Origin of the sequence: Methylotuvimicrobium buryatense (assembly GCF_005931095.1) — a bacterium.
Taxonomy (GTDB): domain Bacteria; phylum Pseudomonadota; class Gammaproteobacteria; order Methylococcales; family Methylomonadaceae; genus Methylotuvimicrobium; species Methylotuvimicrobium buryatense.
Genome location: NZ_CP035467.1, coordinates 551,991 through 569,607, shown reverse-complemented (window position 1 = coordinate 569,607; position 17,617 = coordinate 551,991). Strand labels below are relative to the sequence as shown.

12 protein-coding genes are annotated in these 17,617 nt (G+C 48.8%); 8 read left to right on the top strand and 4 right to left on the bottom strand.

Annotation, left to right across the window (positions count from 1 at the left end; all coding sequences use genetic code 11):
* Nucleotides 1-393 precede the first annotated feature (393 nt).
* From EQU24_RS02645 to gmd, 4 genes are all read right to left on the bottom strand, one after another.
* Entirely contained in the window at nucleotides 394-2,898 is a 2,505-nt protein-coding gene (locus EQU24_RS02645; protein ID WP_026130204.1) for a glycogen/starch/alpha-glucan phosphorylase, read from the bottom strand.
* Nucleotides 2,899-3,235: 337 nt separating this feature from the next.
* Nucleotides 3,236-5,956 carry a preprotein translocase subunit SecA gene (gene secA / locus EQU24_RS02640; RefSeq protein WP_017840984.1) on the bottom strand — a complete coding sequence of 907 codons (2,721 nt, stop codon included), beginning with the start codon at nucleotides 5,954-5,956 and terminating at the stop codon, nucleotides 3,236-3,238.
* A gap of 311 nt (nucleotides 5,957-6,267) precedes the next feature.
* On the bottom strand, nucleotides 6,268-7,245 hold the full coding sequence (fcl, locus tag EQU24_RS02635) for a GDP-L-fucose synthase (RefSeq protein ID WP_017840985.1): 978 nt from the start codon (nucleotides 7,243-7,245) through the stop codon (nucleotides 6,268-6,270).
* Nucleotides 7,246-7,247: 2 nt separating this feature from the next.
* Nucleotides 7,248-8,369: a GDP-mannose 4,6-dehydratase gene (gene gmd / locus EQU24_RS02630; RefSeq protein WP_017840986.1), complete on the bottom strand. Its 1,122-nt coding sequence runs from the start codon at nucleotides 8,367-8,369 to the stop codon at nucleotides 7,248-7,250.
* 920 nt (nucleotides 8,370-9,289) lie between these two features.
* Between gmd and EQU24_RS02625 the strand changes: the two genes are divergently transcribed.
* From EQU24_RS02625 to nth, 8 genes are all read left to right on the top strand, one after another.
* Nucleotides 9,290-11,503 (top strand): bifunctional SulP family inorganic anion transporter/carbonic anhydrase, encoded by a 2,214-nt coding sequence (locus EQU24_RS02625; RefSeq protein ID WP_017840987.1) that lies wholly within the window; start codon nucleotides 9,290-9,292, stop codon nucleotides 11,501-11,503.
* Between the two features lie 264 nt (nucleotides 11,504-11,767).
* Nucleotides 11,768-12,349 carry an electron transport complex subunit RsxA gene (rsxA, locus tag EQU24_RS02620; RefSeq protein ID WP_026130206.1) on the top strand — a complete coding sequence of 194 codons (582 nt, stop codon included), beginning with the start codon at nucleotides 11,768-11,770 and terminating at the stop codon, nucleotides 12,347-12,349.
* Nucleotides 12,350-12,534: 185 nt separating this feature from the next.
* Complete coding sequence (gene rsxB / locus EQU24_RS02615; RefSeq protein WP_017840989.1) at nucleotides 12,535-13,068, top strand: electron transport complex subunit RsxB; 534 nt, start codon at nucleotides 12,535-12,537, stop codon at nucleotides 13,066-13,068.
* A complete protein-coding gene (rsxC, locus tag EQU24_RS02610) occupies nucleotides 13,061-14,545 on the top strand; it encodes an electron transport complex subunit RsxC (RefSeq protein ID WP_017840990.1) in 1,485 nt (494 codons plus the stop codon). The genes rsxB and rsxC overlap by 8 nt, the downstream gene beginning before the upstream one ends.
* Nucleotides 14,546-15,577 (top strand): electron transport complex subunit RsxD, encoded by a 1,032-nt coding sequence (gene rsxD / locus EQU24_RS02605; RefSeq protein ID WP_017840991.1) that lies wholly within the window; start codon nucleotides 14,546-14,548, stop codon nucleotides 15,575-15,577.
* The gene (gene rsxG, locus EQU24_RS02600; protein WP_017840992.1) at nucleotides 15,574-16,218 is read left to right on the top strand and encodes an electron transport complex subunit RsxG; all 645 of its coding nucleotides are present in this window, start codon (nucleotides 15,574-15,576) and stop codon (nucleotides 16,216-16,218) included. Before rsxD ends, rsxG begins: the two co-directional genes overlap by 4 nt.
* Nucleotides 16,218-16,907, top strand: a complete 690-nt coding sequence (locus EQU24_RS02595) for an electron transport complex subunit E (RefSeq protein ID WP_017840993.1) — start codon at nucleotides 16,218-16,220, stop codon at nucleotides 16,905-16,907. Before rsxG ends, EQU24_RS02595 begins: the two co-directional genes overlap by 1 nt.
* Nucleotides 16,904-17,536: an endonuclease III gene (gene nth, locus EQU24_RS02590; protein WP_017840994.1), complete on the top strand. Its 633-nt coding sequence runs from the start codon at nucleotides 16,904-16,906 to the stop codon at nucleotides 17,534-17,536. The genes EQU24_RS02595 and nth overlap by 4 nt, the downstream gene beginning before the upstream one ends.
* The last annotated feature ends 81 nt before the right edge of the window (nucleotides 17,537-17,617 follow it).

The following is a 17,617-nucleotide window of genomic DNA, read 5'->3' as shown; positions in this document are numbered from 1 at the left end:
CGACACTTCCTTGCAACAAAAACGACAGTCAAGCCAACTTATCTTTAGCCAGCACCAAAGGATTTAGTCGCAAATAACTTCCCTATTTTATGGAGGGCTCGGTAACTCGATCGACAGGTGTCGGCGGCAGGGAGCAGCCATCAAGCCTACATGGAAGTATTCACCCAGCACCTAAACTCCATAGACCATTGGCCATGATTAACTATCTTGGGTAATTTAGGTGCTGGGTTCACGGCGCCCTGTCGATCGAGTACCGAACCATCGACAAATCGCATAGCTCGAGGACGTTATTTATCACAAAATCCTAACTTAGTCGCTGGGTTTACGGTGTAACTCGACAATCGAATCCCACATCTAAAAAAAGTTCAATGGTTCTTAGGCCGAAAACCGAGGTCATAACTCATCAATCCGAACAGGAGTCAGTTTCCAAATATCCCGGTTATAATCGCCTATAGTTCTATCGGTCGAAAACTTTCCGCTCGAAGCACAATTGAGAATACTCATTTTGGTCCATCGCTCGGTATCGACGAAGGCCTTTTCGGCACGATTTTGCGCATCGACATAACTGCGAAAATCGGCAACGGTCATCCAAGGATCGTAAGGACTTTTAATCGAATTAACAAGATCGTCGAATATACCGGGCTCCATCAGATTGAAATGCCCGCACTCAATCAGATTCACGACCCTTTTTAGGTCATTATCCTGCTCAATAATTGCGTTAGGGTCGTAATGCCCTTTCATTGCCTCGACTTGATCCTCGGTTAAGCCGAATAAAAAGAAATTGTCCTCACCGACTTCTTCGAGAATTTCAATATTCGCACCATCCAAGGTACCGATAGTTATCGCTCCGTTCATCATAAACTTCATATTGCCGGTTCCGGAAGCTTCCTTGCCGGCCGTCGAAATTTGTTCGGACAAATCGGCTCCGGTACAAATAATCTCCATCGCGGAAACCCTATAGTTAGGCAAAAAAACCAATTTCAATTTATTGCCGACATCAGGGTCGAAATTAATGACGTTGGAAACATTATTGATAAATTTAATAATGTTTTTAGCCATCACATAACCGGGTGCCGCTTTGCCCCCTATCAAAACGCAGCGATTGACCCAATCTTGCGCATCACCACGCTTGATCCTGTCGTACAAATGGATTACATGCAAAACATTTAGCAACTGTCGCTTGTACTCATGGATCCGCTTAACCTGCACATCGAACAAGGCATCGGCGGACAACTCGAGTCCGAGCTCGCTCTTTTTATAGTCAATTAAGCGTTGCTTGTTTTGGCGTTGAATAGCCAGCCACTTTTCACGAAACGCGGCATCTTCGGCATAAGGCTTTAGTTTTTGTAACTCCGACAAATCGGTTATCCAAGCGTCACCAATAGTTGCTGTGATTAGTTCCGCTAGCGCAGGATTACAACCGGCCAACCAGCGGCGTGGAGTCACACCATTAGTCTTATTATTAAACTTTGATGGCCATAATTCATAAAAATCCTTGAATAGCCCTTCTTGTAACAACTTCGAGTGCAATTCGGCGACACCGTTAATCGAATAGCTGCCGACGATGGCTAAATAAGCCATGCGCACTTGCTTCTCCGCGCCTTCCTCGATGATCGACATGCGTCGCATTCTGTCGAGATCACCCGGCCAATGCGTCGAAACTTCAGCCATGAACCTTGCATTGATGTCGTAAATAATTTCCAACAATCTCGGCAAAAGCGATTCAAATAATCCGACCGACCAACGCTCCAACGCTTCCGGCAACAAGGTATGATTGGTATAGGCCATCGTTTGGGTGGTAATGCCCCAAGCTTCGTCCCATGTCAAACCATGAACATCCATTAATAAACGCATCAATTCGGCCACCGCGATGCTCGGATGCGTATCATTCAATTGGAAACAGTTTTTCTCGGCGAAATCGCTAAAGTTGTTGCCATGGCGTCCGACCCAGTTCGCAATAACGTCTTGCAAACTCGCTGACGCCAATAGATATTGCTGCTTAAGCCGCAATGCTTTGCCGTTCTCGTTCGCATCGTTCGGATAGAGCACCATCGTGATGTTTTCGGCGGTATTTTTCGCCGCTACCGCCTCGGCATAACCGCCCGCATTGAATTCTTGCAGATTGAACTCTTCAGTCGCGGTCGATTTCCACAATCTAAGCGTATTAACGGTACCGTTGTTATAGCCGGGAATAGGTGTATCGTAAGGAACCGCGAGGATATCGTTGGTATCGACCCAGCAAGTCCTTTTGTTGCCGTTTTCGTCGATATGCGTTTCGGTTCGCCCACCGAATTTGATCCGATGCGTGTATTCCGGCCTCTCGATCTCCCAGACATTGCCATTACGCAACCAATGATCTGGCCTTTCTATTTGCTCGCCGTTTTGTATACCTTGGCTAAACATACCGTATTCGTAGCGCAACCCGTAACCGATGACCGGAAGTTGCAAGGTGGCGCAACTATCGATAAAACAGGCCGCCAAACGGCCTAAACCGCCGTTACCCAAACCCGCATCCGGCTCGCTATCGGCTAATTCCTCGATTTCCAATCCGAGATCGTACATCGCACGAGTTGCTTCGTCAGTTACGCCTAGATTGAGCATCGCATTGCTCAAGGTTCGCCCCATCAAAAATTCCATCGATAGGTAGTAAGCTTTTCTGCAATCGGCATCCCGGTAGGCATTGTAGGTATTTTTCCAACGCTCGATGAGCCGGTCGCTAATCACTAAAGACAAGGCTTCATAAGCGTAATACGGAGATCGACAGTTTTCGTCCCGCCCTAAACGATAAGCGTAATAACGCTTGAAATCGGTAATCAAATGATCCTTATCCAACGACAAACTTGGAAGTTTAGTTATCGTTGCGGCCGGCTTACTTTTTTTGAAAATAGTGCTAGGCATTTTTGATGGCTCTTCGGATTGTTCGTACATATCAATCATATCGGTTTATTTTCATTACACAAGTGCTTTAAGTCGATTAAATTAAACCTTAATCCGCTTGAAAAATCGTGCATTCAGTAATTGGATTCAATATTCAGACAAGCGAGTATCAAATACCATGGACGGAAAGCTGAAGACATCTAGGCAGCACCCATTCATAACCCACCCTTATGCATTGACTCGCCGGTTACCAAGCAGAAAAGCCCTGCACGAGTCAAAGCAAATTTGGCCAGCATTAAAACGCTAACGGTTATATTTATTCGCATTACTTGAAAAAGTCTCGCTCGTAGTTAAAAATTTAACTAATCCGACCATGGCATTGCTTATATTTTTTCCCTGACCCGCATGGACAAGGGTCGTTACGCCCTACCTTGCGCTCATTTCTAACAAACGGCTGTTCGACCGATTTTTCCGGCTCCATCGGAACTGACAAGTCCTCGACCGGTGCTGCTATCGGTTCCGCCTCGGCGTGCTCGTAATGCATTTCCTTGGGAGCTTGTCTCATTTCATCTATCGCCTGAACATCCTCTTCCTGAGTCACCTGGACCTTGGCTAGGATACCAATCACTTCGTACTTGATGTGATCCAGCAAACTAGTGAACATCTCAAAGGATTCACGTTTGTATTCTTGCTTCGGATCTTTTTGCGCATAGCCTCTAAAATGAATGCCTTGACGTAAGTGATCCATCGCCGCCAAATGCTCTTTCCAACTATTATCCAAGACTTGCAACATTACGGACTTTTCGAAATGCCGTAATATTTTGGGCTCAATCTTGAGTTCTTTTTCCTTATAGCTTTCCTCGACCAACTCCACAATGCGCTCACGCAACGAGGCTTCGTTAAGTCTTTTGTCATCCTTAAGCATTTGCCTGACCGGTATTCCGGCATTAAACTCTTGCAATAAATGATCTTCCAGACCTTTGGTATCCCACTGCTCTTCCATTGTTTTCGGCGGAATATATTGCGTAATGACATTATTGACCACATCCTTGCGAATTTCGCTCATGATATCGGAAATGTCTTCCGCAGCCATTAGCTCGTTGCGCTGTGCATAGATCACTTTGCGTTGATCGTTAGCGACATCATCGTAAGCCAAAATTTGTTTACGTATATCGAAATTCCGGCTTTCGACTTTTCGTTGAGCGTTTTCAATCGAACGAGTGACCCAAGGATGCTCGATCGCCTCGCCCTCGCCCATACCCAGTTTTTGCATCAAGCCTGCAACGCGGTCGGAGGCAAAAATACGCATTAACGGATCTTCGAGCGATAAGTAGAATCTTGTAGAACCGGGATCGCCTTGTCGCCCCGAGCGTCCCCGTAGCTGATTGTCGATACGCCGCGATTCGTGACGCTCGGAACCGATTACATGCAAGCCGCCGCTGGCAATGACTTGTTGATGACGATCGAGCCATGCTCCGCGAACTTTTTCCCGATCTTCTTCTGAGGCTTCCTCGCCTAGCGCCGCCAGTTCAGCATCAAGATTACCGCCCAACACGATATCGGTACCTCGCCCGGCCATATTGGTTGCAATCGTTACCGCGCCCGGCATACCGGCCTGTTCGATAATATGCGCTTCGCGTTCATGCTGTTTGGCATTCAATACTTCGTGCTTAATATTTTCCTTGGTAAGTAATGCGGAAATGATCTCGGAGTTTTCGATCGATGTCGTTCCGACCAGAACCGGCTGACCACGCTCGACGCAACTTTTGATGTCTTGAGCAATGGCCTGGTATTTTTCACGAGCCGTCAAATAGACCAAATCGCCCATATCTTTACGAATCATCGGCCGATGGGTCGGAATGACGACTACTTCAAGACCGTAAATCTTGTTTAATTCGAACGCTTCGGTATCGGCCGTACCGGTCATCCCGGACAGTTTTTCGTAGAGGCGGAAATAATTTTGGAATGTAATCGAGGCCAGCGTTTGATTTTCATTTTGTATCGTCACGCGCTCTTTGGCTTCGATGGCCTGATGCAAACCTTCCGACCAGCGCCGTCCCTGCATAATGCGCCCGGTAAATTCATCGACGATCATGACTTCATTGTTCGCGACAATATAATCGACGTCTTTTTGAAACAAATGATGCGCACGCAACGACGCATTGAGGTAATGCATCAGCCGAATATTAGACGCATCGTAAAGGCTACCCCCATCGACCATCAAGCCATGTTCGGTCATCAATTGCTCAACATGCTCATGACCTTCCTCGGTCAAATAAATCTGCCGGGTTTTCTCGTCGACAAAGAAATCGCCAGGGCTATCTTCTTTTTCCTGTTTGGTTAAAAAAGGCACGATCTCGTTGGCTTTGATATAAATATCAGTACTTTCCTCGGTCGGTCCGGAAATAATCAATGGCGTGCGCGCCTCGTCGATTAAAATCGAATCCACCTCATCGACGATCGCAAATGCTAAATCTCTCTGTACTTTTTGCGCCAAGCTGAAAGCCATGTTATCGCGCAAATAGTCGAAGCCGAACTCATTGTTGGTACCGTAGGTGATATCGGCGGCGTAAGCGACTCGCCTCTCCGCGCTATCCATGCGACTAACGATAACGCCGGTCGTCAGGCCTAAAAACTCGTATACGCGCCCCATCCATTGCGCGTCGCGAGCCGCCAGATAATCGTTAACCGTGACGACATGCACTCCGCGTCCCGGCAAAGCATTAAGGTAAGCCGCCAAGGTCGCCATCAAGGTTTTTCCCTCGCCGGTCTTCATTTCGGCAATCTTGCCGTCATTAAGAACCATACCGCCGATTAATTGCACGTCGTAATGACGCATGCCGAATACCCGAGCGGAGGCTTCCCTTACCGTTGCAAAGGCCTCCGGGATCAAATTATCCAACTTTTCGCCCTGATCGAGGCGATCACGAAACTCTTGCGTCTTGGCCTTTAACTCGCCATCGGATAATTTTTCATAATCGGAAGCAAGCGCGTTAATTTTTTTGACCAGCTTCCTTTTCTTTTTGACCAGTCGGTCATTGCGACTACCTACAATAAATTTAACCAGCTTACCAACCATGCTTTTTTCCGGTGAGAATTAAGTAATAACTATTTAAAAGTTTCGGATTATATACCTTCTACCCCATTAGTTACAGTTAAAAGCACTTATAACTATCGCTCATCGAATTGGGGTATTGCCGCAATGGGATACCGGATCGCTTAACTCTATATATACCTTTCGCACTTCAAATTTCGGCAGTGCTAGAGTAGGCGACTGGGTGTCCGACAAAGGCTTTGCCAGCATGGAGCTGGCATAGAGCCTATTCACGGCGTCCTTTGGCGGGACACCCAGGCGCCGAATTTTGATCTACGACGGGTATAGAGATTTCATCAGTGCTTTCTTGCCTGACCGGCATGACTTACGAACCATCGATAAGCATCCGTCAGGCCTTCTTCCAAGCCTATGCTATATTCCCAGCCTAACGCTTTAAGCCGCGACACATCCATCAGCTTGCGCGGCGTGCCGTCCGGTTTGGTCGCATCGAAGCTCAACTTACCTTTGAATCCGGTCACCTTCGCGAGCGTTTCGGCCAGTTCCCGAATCGTACAATCCACCCCGGTACCGACATTGATATGCGACAGCATCGGCTGCGTATTCGCTTGGTAAATGCCGGCATCCAACTCCATCACATGCACACTGGCGGCGGCCATGTCGTCGACATGCAAAAATTCTCGCTTCGGCGTCCCGCTGCCCCAAATCACAACTTCGTCATCGCCGGCTTGAACCGCCTGATGAAACCGACGGATCAAGGCCGGAATCACATGGCTGTTTTCGGGATGAAAGTTATCGTTCGGCCCGTAGAGATTGGTCGGCATCACGCTACGATAATCGCGCCCGTATTGGCGGTTATAGCTCTCGCATAATTTGATCCCGGCAATTTTGGCGATCGCATACGGTTCATTTGTCGGCTCGAGAACGCCCGTCAACAAAGCCTGCTCTTGCATTGGCTGTTCGGCAAACTTAGGGTAAATACAAGACGAGCCCAAAAACAACAATCGCTGAACGCCGTTAAGATGGGCCGCATGGATGATATTCGCCTCGATCATCAGGTTTTGGTAGATAAATTCGGCCGGCAAGGTATTATTGGCATGAATACCTCCGACTTTGGCAGCAGCCAAATAAACCTGATCGACCCGGTGCGCCGAAAAATAGGCCTGTACCGCCGCCTGATCCAATAGGTCAAGCTCGTCGCGCGCCGCCGTCAAAATAGACCGGTAACCTAAACTTTGTAAGCGGCGAACGATCGCGGAACCGACCATGCCTCGATGGCCGGCCACGAAAACAGTCTGATTAAGATCGCGGCTCATTATTAACTCTCCACCGAAACCGGTAAATCAAGCCCGTGCGACTTCAACAAGGCATGGCGTTTGGCGGCTTTAAGGTCTTCGCGCACCATTTCGGCGCACATCTCGCGCACCGTAATTTCGGGCACCCAGCCGAGCTTTTCCTTGGCCTTGGTGGGGTCGCCCAATAGGGTTTCGACCTCTGCCGGGCGGAAATAACGCGGATCGACTCGAACAATGACATCGCCAGCCGACAACGCCGGCGCCGAATTGCCGTCAATCGCTTCGACCACGCCGATCTCTTCAACGCCGCTGCCTTCAAAACGGAGAGCTATTCCTAGTTCGCCCGCAGACCACTCGATAAACTCGCGAACGCTGAATTGAACGCCGGTGGCGATGACGAAGTCGTCGGGTTCATCCTGCTGCAGCATCATCCATTGCATGCGTACGTAGTCCTTGGCGTGCCCCCAATCACGAAGCGCATTCATGTTGCCCATGAAAAGGCAATTTTCAACACCTTGCGCAATATTGGCCAAGCCTCGGGTAATCTTCCGGGTTACGAAGGTTTCGCCCCTGCGCGGCGATTCGTGATTGAACAAAATACCGTTGCAGGCATACATGCCGTAGGCTTCGCGGTAATTCACGGTAATCCAATAGGCATAAAGTTTGGCCGCTGCATAAGGCGAACGGGGATAAAACGGCGTAGTCTCCTTCTGCGGAGTTTCTTGAACCAAGCCGTATAATTCCGATGTAGATGCCTGATAAAAGCGAGTTTTTTGCTCCAAGCCCAACAAACGAATCGCTTCCAATAAACGAAGCGTCCCCATCGCATCGACATCGGCCGTGTATTCCGGCGATTCGAAACTCACCGCGACATGAGACTGCGCGCCTAGGTTATACACTTCATCCGGCTGTACTTCTTGCAAAATGCGAGTCAAATTGGAAGAATCGGTCAAATCGCCGTAATGCAGTACGAACTTTTGATTTTCGACATGCGGGTCTTGGTAAATATGATCGACCCGTTGCGTATTGAACGATGAAGCACGGCGTTTGATACCGTGAACTTCATATCCCTTCTCGAGTAAAAACTCGGCCAAATAAGAACCGTCCTGCCCGGTGATGCCGGTAATTAATGCTTTTTTTGTCATAAAATGCTCGTTTTAGTCAGTCATTCGTAAATCATATTTACGTTGTCAAATAATTTTTGTAATACCAAGACATAACCTCTGCTGGTCAAATTTCGGCACAGGCTTATCGACGCACCGAAGTATTCTACAGATTGCTCAAGAGCGTATATCCTAAAAAGTGCAGTTGAGCGCATCAAACTACCGTTCGCCCTGAGCAAAGTAAGCGCCCTTCGATAGCATGGCGTTACTATAAAACAGCCGCTGTTTGACGTATTTTTTGTATATTTACATCTTGGCAAGTTATTGATTTTTAATATATAAAAGCTGTTTCTTGAGAGCCTGTCGAAGGGTGAGGGGTAGTTTGAAGCCTCTCCAAGCCGGTGAAAGTGTTGTAGCCCCCTTCATGCGTCGACTTGGCTCAGCACGAACGGTCTACAACACATACCAACCGCTCTTTTTAGGTATATAGGTATGCTACCGGCATCCTCGTCAAGCGCGCTCTATACTAGGGCGTCGAAATTTACCGATTTTCAAGTCAGATAAAATGGTTGGCGCTTAATAGCCTAAGATCACCAACAATTTCAAATATATTTTGAGCTTAAAAAGCGGGAACACAGCAATTAGCTAAAAATGGCTTTTTTCGACAGCCTGCTCCATACCCTTTTTTACCCTGAAAATGGGAATTGCTGTAGTTAGCCGGTTGTGTGCGTTATATTCTTCTAGGCGGAGTATACTCATCGTAGATCAAAATTCGGCACCGGGGGCCCGTCAAAGGACGCCGTGAATACATCCATGTAGGCTCTATGCCAGCATCCATGCTGGCAAAGCCTTTGCCGAGCACCCCGGCGCCTCCTTAGGCACTGCCGAAATTTGAAGTGCGAAAGGTATATAATAGTTCAGTGCCTCAATTTAAAAAACCTAGCGTTAACCGGATAAAAACCATGGTAGAAGATCATCCGTTGATGAGCGAACGCAAGCACCGTTTCGGCTTTAATGCCAGCCTTAGGTACGATTTTCCCGCCGGCGTCGTGGTGTTTTTGGTCGCCGTGCCGTTATCGCTTGGCATTGCACTGGCCTCCGGCGCACCGCTGTTTTCAGGACTGATTGCCGGAATCATCGGCGGATTGGTCGTTTCCGGTTTAAGCGGATCATCTCTTGGCGTTAGCGGACCCGCTGCCGGCATTGCCATTATCGCTCATGCCGCGATACAAAGCCTTGGCTTTGAAGCCTTCCTGTTGAGCGTCGTTATAGCAGGCTTTATTCAGGTGACCATGGGACGAATCGGTGCCGGCATCGTCGGCTATTATTTTCCATCCGCGGTCATATCAGGCATGCTTACGGGAATCGGCATTATCATTTTTCTGAAACAGATACCGCATGCATTCGGCTACGACGTAGATTACGAAGGCGATATCTCCTTTACCCAAAGCGACCAATTCACAACGACATCCGAATTGGTCCATATGGTCGATTTTATTTCGCCCGGAGCGGTCATTATATCTTTGGCCTCACTGACTATTCTACTGCTTTGGGAGTCGCCATTTATTAAACGATACCGTTTTACGCAATGGATTCACGGCGCATTGGCGGCCGTAATAACCGGCGTAGCATCTAATCAATTACTCCTCGGATGGTTTCCCGAGTTGGCTTTGAGCGGCAATCATTTGGTTTCATTGCCTAAGGTCGATCGAGCCGTCGAACTGATCGCTTACCTAACGCTACCGGATTTTTCGCAAATCACCAACCTATCCGTTTACAAGACCGGATTCACCTTAGCCATGGTTGCCAGTCTTGAAACTCTATTGTGTGTCAAAGCCGTCGACAAGCTAGACCCGTATAAAAGAGTGACACCTAATAACAGGGAACTAAAAGCACAAGGCATCGGCAACATTTGCTCCGGTTTGTTAGGCGGCATCCCAATCGCCCAAGTCATCGTGCGCAGCTCAGCCAATATCTTATCGGGCGGCAGAACCAAGGCCTCGGCTTTTATTCATGGCGCATTGTTACTAACAGCTGTAATATCGATTCCCGGCCTTTTGAATACCATTCCGCTGGCTAGTCTTGCTGCGGTTTTGTTAGTCATCGGTTACCAGATGGCAGACTTGCGTCGCTTCATAACGATGTACCGAACGGGGATATATCACTTCATCCCCTTCGCCGCGACTGTGCTTGGGCTTATTTTTACCGACATGCTAACCGGCATTGCGATCGGCATGAGCATCGCGCTGTTTTTTATTTTGCTGGAAAATTTGAAAGTCGGCTTTTATCTTCATCAGGAACAAAAAGCCAATAAACACTTCATTACTTTATCTGAAAATGTCTCTTTTCTTAATAAAGCTAATATCCTGCAGCTACTAGACCAACTTCCCGAAAATTCGGAGGTCGTGATCGATGCAACCGGCTCCAAATACATCGACTTCGACGTCTATGAAATCATCCAGAATTTTAAAACCGAAGCCGAACGTAAGAATATTCATTTAGTTATCGAAAACCTAAGGGGTTATGGCGTTCTCGAGCCGTTACAAAGAGTTCATCCGCTCGACAAAGAATCGCAACAGTCGCTAACGCCTGAAAACGTTTTAGAAATCTTAAAAGCAGGCAACCAACGCTTTGTTTATAACTTAAAAGCTAACCGAAACTTATTGGAGCAAGTCAATGAAACCGTCGAAGGCCAGTTTCCGTTTGCGATCATTCTTAGCTGCATCGATTCTCGCACCTCAGCCGAATTAATTTTCGACCAAGGTTTAGGAGACATATTCAGCGTTCGCGTTGCCGGCAATATTGTTAATGACGACATTCTAGGCAGCATGGAATTTGCCTGTAAATTGGCTGGGTCCAAGCTGATTGTCGTGCTCGGCCATAGCCACTGCGGTGCAATCAAAGGCGCCTGCGCCGACGCCAAACTCGATCATCTTACCGGCTTGCTCGATAAGATTCGCCCGGCTGTCGATTCGGTTAAAAACGGTCGGCTAGCTCGAATTAGCAAACCTGACGACTCTCTAGTTGAACAAGTTGCCGAACGCAACGTCGAAATTATGGTCGAGCAAATCAGACAGCAAAGCCCTCTTCTAAATGCGATGGCAAGTAGCGGCGAAATCGGGATAATCGGCGCGATGTACAATATTGAAAACGGTAAAGTCAGTTTTTTTGAATAGCCTACTTCTACATTGTCGCAGCCGAACAACAAATCAAAAGCAACGACCCTAGCTTATTAAATCAACCGCAACAAATCCGCCGAGTTTTTGTTTTTTGTTGAATATCGCTATAATGCATGGTCTTGCTCGTTATATATCAACAAGCGCTGGTTTGCAGAATAATTCTTTAGTGTTATAGTTGGTTATTATCGCTTGACATGCGTTGTCTTGAAAAAGCAACATCCCCAATAACCTTTTCCGGCATATCCGGATTTAGTTCAGCCGATGAAAGAATATCTAATAATTCTGATAAGTACGATACTGGTCAATAATTTTGTACTGGTGAGATTTTTAGGATTATGCCCTTTTATGGGCGTCTCCCGAAAACTGGAAACGGCCTTGGGAATGGGTTTCGCGACGACTTTTGTTCTGACCTTATCCGCCGTTTGCAGCTATCTGGCGAACCGTTATCTGTTGATCCCATTAGAACTGGAATATTTACGCACAATCACATTCATCGTCGTGATTGCCTTTGTCGTGCAATTTACCGAAATGGTCGTTCACAAAACCAGCCCGCTCCTTTACCAGGTACTGGGAATATTTTTGCCGCTAATCACCACTAATTGCGCAGTTCTAGGCGTCGCCCTGCTGAATGTACAAACCCGACACGGTTTCCTGGAATCGGCTTTATACGGTTTCGGCGCTGCGGTCGGTTTTTCAATGGTATTGACCCTTTTCTCGACGCTACGAGAAAAAATCGACGTTGCCGACGTCCCCCAGCCTTTCAAGGGCAACTCGATAGCGCTAGTAACGGCCGGGTTAATGTCCATGGCATTCATGGGATTCAGCGGCTTAGTTAAAGGCTAAAGTTTCAGCCAATCAATTTCAAGTAATCGCTCTCGCGAATCCGTTCAAATTTTACATTTACCCTCGACACACTCAGGGCGAATGAAAAATGCAACAAACCTCATGACATCAATGCAAAGCGATGGAACGATGAGCGAGAATTGTTACTCAAATACCAATTATTCTAATTCGACCAGATAAATCCGATGATACTAATCATTTGCATCACATTTGCCGTATTTGGCGTAATACTCGGATTTTCGGCCATCTATTTTAGGGTCGAAGGCGATCCGATTGTCGATAAAATCGAAGCGATTCTTCCGCAAACGCAATGCGGGCAATGCAGTTTTCCCGGTTGCCGTCCTTATGCCGAAGCGATCGCTGCCGGCGACGCCGATATCAACCAATGCCCGCCGGGGGGACAAGACGGCGTCGAAGCGTTGGCCGACTTACTGGGCGTCGAAGCGAAACCGCTCAACGCCGAATTCGGCGAAGAAAAACCCAAGAGCGTCGCGGTCATCATCGAGGACTTGTGCATCGGCTGCACCAAATGCATTCAAGCTTGCCCGGTCGATGCGATACTTGGCTCCGCGAAGATGATGCATACCGTGATAGCCGGTGAATGCACCGGCTGCGAGCTTTGCGTCGACCCTTGCCCGGTCGATTGCATCGTTATGGAACCGATACCCGAAGACCTTAACAACTGGCAATGGCCGGAACCGGAAAAGAAATATGCTTAAAACCTGGCGCTTTCACGGCGGCTTGCGCTTGCCCGCACACAAAAATCTATCGGCACACCGACCGATTGTCAACGCCGCGCTACCGAAACAACTAATTTATCCTTTGCAACAACGCTCAGGCGTGCAACTCAAGCCGACCGTCACCCCCGGCGAAAGCGTGTTGCGCGGCCAAATCATCGCCGATTCCGATCATTTCCTGGCAACCCCGCTTCATGCTGCAAGCTCGGGTACCGTTAAAACAATTGAAGATCGCATCATTCCTCATCCCTCCGGGTTATCGGACTCGTGCATCATCATCGACACCGACGGGCGCGATGAAGCATTGGCATCCGAACCTGTTGCCGATTATCGCCTGGAACCGGCATCGGCACTACGTACTAAAATTCGCCAAGCCGGCATTGTCGGTCTAGGCGGCGCGGCTTTCCCTACCTCGATCAAATTGAACCCGGGGCCGCAACGCCATATCGACACGCTTATTTTGAACGGCGCGGAGTGCGAACCCTATATCACCTGCGATAATGTCCTGATGCAAGCCGAACCGGATACTATCGTTCAAGGCGCGCTAATTTTGATGCATGCATTGCAAGTCGGCAACGGCATCATCGCTGTCGAAGATCACATGACCGAAGCATACGAGGCATTATCGGCCGCCATCGAACAATCGAGGGATCGCCGACTGACCGTAGTGAAAATCCCCGCCCTGTACCCGACCGGCGGCGAAAAACAATTAATCCGCGTCGTCACCGGCAAAGAAACACCGTCAGGCGGCATTCCTGCCGATGTGGGCGTGATTTGTCAAAACGTCGGCACGGCTGCGTCCGTGTATAACGCCATTTGCCGTGGCTTACCGTTAACCGAGCGTGTCGTGACCGTCACCGGCCAGGGCGTTAAGCAACAACAAAACCTGCGTGCGCGCATCGGCACGCCGATTAGCGATTTGATCAACCAATGCGGCGGCTATCAAGACTCTGTGGAGCGTTTGATCATGGGCGGCCCCATGATGGGTTTCGCGTTACCCGAGGACGACATACCAATCGTCAAGGCCACCAACTGCATTCTAGCCGCTGCCGAATCGGAAGTCGCCACAAGTAAAGAGACCCGGCCTTGTATTCGCTGCGGCGATTGCGCGAAAGCCTGCCCGGTAGACTTGCTGCCGCAACAGCTTTACTGGCATAGCCGTGCCGGCAATTTGGAGAAATGCAAAGAATTTAGCCTATTCGATTGTATCGAATGCGGCTGTTGCGAGGTTGTTTGTCCGAGCCAGATCCCATTGGTGCAATATTACCGAGCCGCGAAAAGTAAGACCGTCGCCAAGGCCAAAGAGGCTGAAAAAGCGGCAATCGCAAAACGCCGGCACGACTTCCTTCTTGAACGCAAGGCTCGTGAACAGGCCGAAAGAGCCGAACGTTCTCGCCGCAAAAAAGAATCCCTGGCTAAATTAAAAGCCGCTGAAACCGCCACCGAAGGAGCGGAATAAATGAAATTCTCAACCGTCATGTCGCCGCACCTTCAACCTGTCAACAGTGTTGACCGGGTCATGCTGCAAGTCTTGTTAGCCTTGATTCCCGGAATTGCCGCGATGACTTGGTTTTTCGGCATCGGCGTCTTAATCAACATTACCCTAGCAGTTGTCGTTGCGCTGCTTGCCGAAGCATCGATTCTGGGCTTACGCGGCCGGCCGATCGGCTCGACGCTCAAAGACTTGAGCGCCGTCGTAACCGCCGTGCTACTGGCAATTTCGCTGCCGGTCATTGCGCCATGGTGGATTACCGTCGTAGGTATCTTGTTCGCGATAGTAATCGCTAAACATTTATACGGCGGCTTAGGTTACAACCCGTTCAATCCGGCGATGGCAGGCTATGTCTTACTATTGGTTTCGTTTCCAATGCAGATGACCGCTTGGCTCGCGCCTATCGAACTCGGCTCGGTCGCATTGAACGAAGTCGACTGGCTTAAATTGATTTTTCTCGAGCAACTACCGGCAAACATCGAATTCGATGTGATCACGATGGCCACACCGCTGGATAGCGTCAGAACTCAATTGGGGCTAGGCAGATCGGTACCGGAAATAAAAACCGATTCCGTTTTCGGACTTTTAGCAGGAAAAGGCTGGGAATGGGTGGCCGGGGGCTATTTGCTTGGCGGACTCTGGCTCCTATGGCGTAAAATCATCGGCTGGCAAATTCCGGTCGGATTGCTGCTTGGACTCGGGCTCTTCGCGAGTATTTGTTATGCAATCGACAGCAATCAATTTGCATTGCCAAGCTTTCACTTAGTGGCCGGCGCGACAATGCTGGGCGCTTTTTTTATCGCAACCGACCCGGTAACCGCAGCCACATCGGTTAATGGCCGAATTATTTACGGACTACTAATCGGCTCGCTGGTTTATATTATTCGCGTTTGGGGCGGCTACCCGGATGCAATGGCTTTCGCGGTTTTATTGGGTAACTTAACGGCGCCGGCAATCGATTATTTCACGCGCCCTCGCGTCTTCGGTCAAAAAGCATGAACGCCATTATTAAAAATACGTTATCGGCTGCCACGATATTGGGCATTTTTTCGTTATTGGGCTTGGGTTTAACCTCACTTACTTTTCATAAAACCGAAGCAAAGATACAGGAAAATGAGCGGCAAGCCTTACTGGCTAACTTGAAAGCCGTGATCCCCGAGTCGCTTTACGACAACGACATCGTCAATGATACGCTCGAAGTGACCGACCTCAACCAGGACTCCACAAAACCGGCAGTCATTTATCGCGCCCGAAAAAAAGACAATCCGGTCGCAGCGGTCATGACAGTGGTGACGCCTTTCGGTTACAGCGGCAATATCACCCTTTTGGTAGCGATCAAAACCGACGGCACCCTCACCGGCGTTCGGGCTATTGCTCATCGCGAAACGCCGGGGCTAGGCGATAAAATTGAAATCGAGCGTAGCGACTGGATCTTAGCGTTCGACGGAAAATCGCTCGCCATGCCCAAAACACAGGAATGGGCCGTTAAACGTGATGACGGCTATTTCGACCAATTTACCGGCGCAACAATCACGCCACGCGCTGTTGTAGGGGCTGTTAAAAACGCATTGCTTTATTTCAAGCATAACCAGTCCCTGATTTTTTCAACGACAGAATCGACTCCCGAAGGAGGAAATTAATGCTCTCCGAATACAGCAAAATCGTCAAAGACGGCTTATGGCTTAATAACCAAGCCTTCGTCGCATTACTCGGACTGTGTCCGCTACTTGCCGTAAGCAACACGGTCATTAACGGCCTCGGGCTTGGCCTTGCCACGACGATGACATTGGTATTGTCTAACACGATCATCTCGCTAATCCGTAATTTCGTCCCCGACGAAGTCCGTTTACCGGTATTCGTACTGGTCATCGCCAGCGTGGTCACGATGATCGAACTCGCGATGAACGCATGGTTCTTCGGTCTCTATAAAATCCTCGGCATTTTCATTCCGTTGATCGTCACCAACTGCTCTATCATCGGCCGGGCCGAGGCGTATGCTTCAAAGCAACGCGCCGACAAGGCCTTTTTAGACGGCCTGTTTATGGGACTTGGCTTCACCTTTGCACTAGTTACGCTTGGCAGCCTGCGTGAAATCATCGGTTCGGGAACTTTATTCGCGAAGGCCGAATTGATGTTCGGCGAAGCTGCTAAAACCTGGCAAATCGATGTGATAACCGATTATTCCGGCATGCTGTTGGCGATATTACCGCCCGGCGCATTTATCGGCCTCGGCTTGTTGATCGCATTAAAAAATATTATCGACACCAAGGTCAAACAGCGTAAACCGGCCCAAATTCAAATTCCGATTCAAGTCGCCCAGGAACAGTGAACCAAACCAAACGTCAGGCAATTTTCGACAGACTGGCGGCGACGATACCGGAACCGACTACCGAGCTAACATACTCGTCGCCTTTCGAACTGCTTATCGCTGTCGTATTGTCGGCCCAAGCCACCGACAAGAGCGTCAACAAAGCCACGGCGCAGTTATTCCCCATCGCCAATACGCCCGAATCGATTTTAAACCTTGGCGAAGCCGGATTAAAAGAACATATCAAGACTATCGGGCTGTTCAACAGCAAGGCTGCGAACATCATGCAACTGTGCCGGCAAGTGCTCGAAAAACACAATGGCCAGGTTCCGCAAACCCGCGACGAGCTCGAAGCGTTACCCGGCGTCGGCCGTAAAACAGCAAACGTCATTTTGAATACCGCATTCGGCCACCCGACAATTGCAGTCGACACCCATATCTTCCGAGTCGCGAATAGAACACGTATCGCCCCAGGAAAAAACGTGCTCGAAGTCGAACGAAAACTGGACAAATACGTCCCGAAAGCCCACAAAAAAGATGCACATCATCTGCTGATCCTTCACGGCCGATATACTTGCACGGCAAGAAAACCGAAATGCCCGGATTGCATCATCGCCGACCTCTGCGAATTCAAGAAGAAGAGTGTTTAATAAAATTATTGGGTTCAATTAAGTCACAAAAGTGACACACTGCTAACTGCTAACTGCTAACTGCTAACTATTGACCCTGCA

Bases quoted from the DNA above. Each gene is read 5' to 3' on its own strand.
- EQU24_RS02645 (WP_026130204.1), bottom strand. From the start codon at position 2,898: ATGCCTAGCACTATTTTCAAAAAAAGTAAGCCGGCCGCAACGATAACT.
- secA (WP_017840984.1), bottom strand. From the start codon at position 5,956: ATGGTTGGTAAGCTGGTTAAATTTATTGTAGGTAGTCGCAATGACCGA.
- fcl (WP_017840985.1), bottom strand. From the start codon at position 7,245: ATGAGCCGCGATCTTAATCAGACTGTTTTCGTGGCCGGCCATCGAGGC.
- gmd (WP_017840986.1), bottom strand. From the start codon at position 8,369: ATGACAAAAAAAGCATTAATTACCGGCATCACCGGGCAGGACGGTTCT.
- EQU24_RS02625 (WP_017840987.1), top strand. From the start codon at position 9,290: ATGGTAGAAGATCATCCGTTGATGAGCGAACGCAAGCACCGTTTCGGC.
- rsxA (WP_026130206.1), top strand. From the start codon at position 11,768: ATGAAAGAATATCTAATAATTCTGATAAGTACGATACTGGTCAATAAT.
- rsxB (WP_017840989.1), top strand. From the start codon at position 12,535: ATGATACTAATCATTTGCATCACATTTGCCGTATTTGGCGTAATACTC.
- rsxC (WP_017840990.1), top strand. From the start codon at position 13,061: ATGCTTAAAACCTGGCGCTTTCACGGCGGCTTGCGCTTGCCCGCACAC.
- rsxD (WP_017840991.1), top strand. From the start codon at position 14,546: ATGAAATTCTCAACCGTCATGTCGCCGCACCTTCAACCTGTCAACAGT.
- rsxG (WP_017840992.1), top strand. From the start codon at position 15,574: ATGAACGCCATTATTAAAAATACGTTATCGGCTGCCACGATATTGGGC.
- EQU24_RS02595 (WP_017840993.1), top strand. From the start codon at position 16,218: ATGCTCTCCGAATACAGCAAAATCGTCAAAGACGGCTTATGGCTTAAT.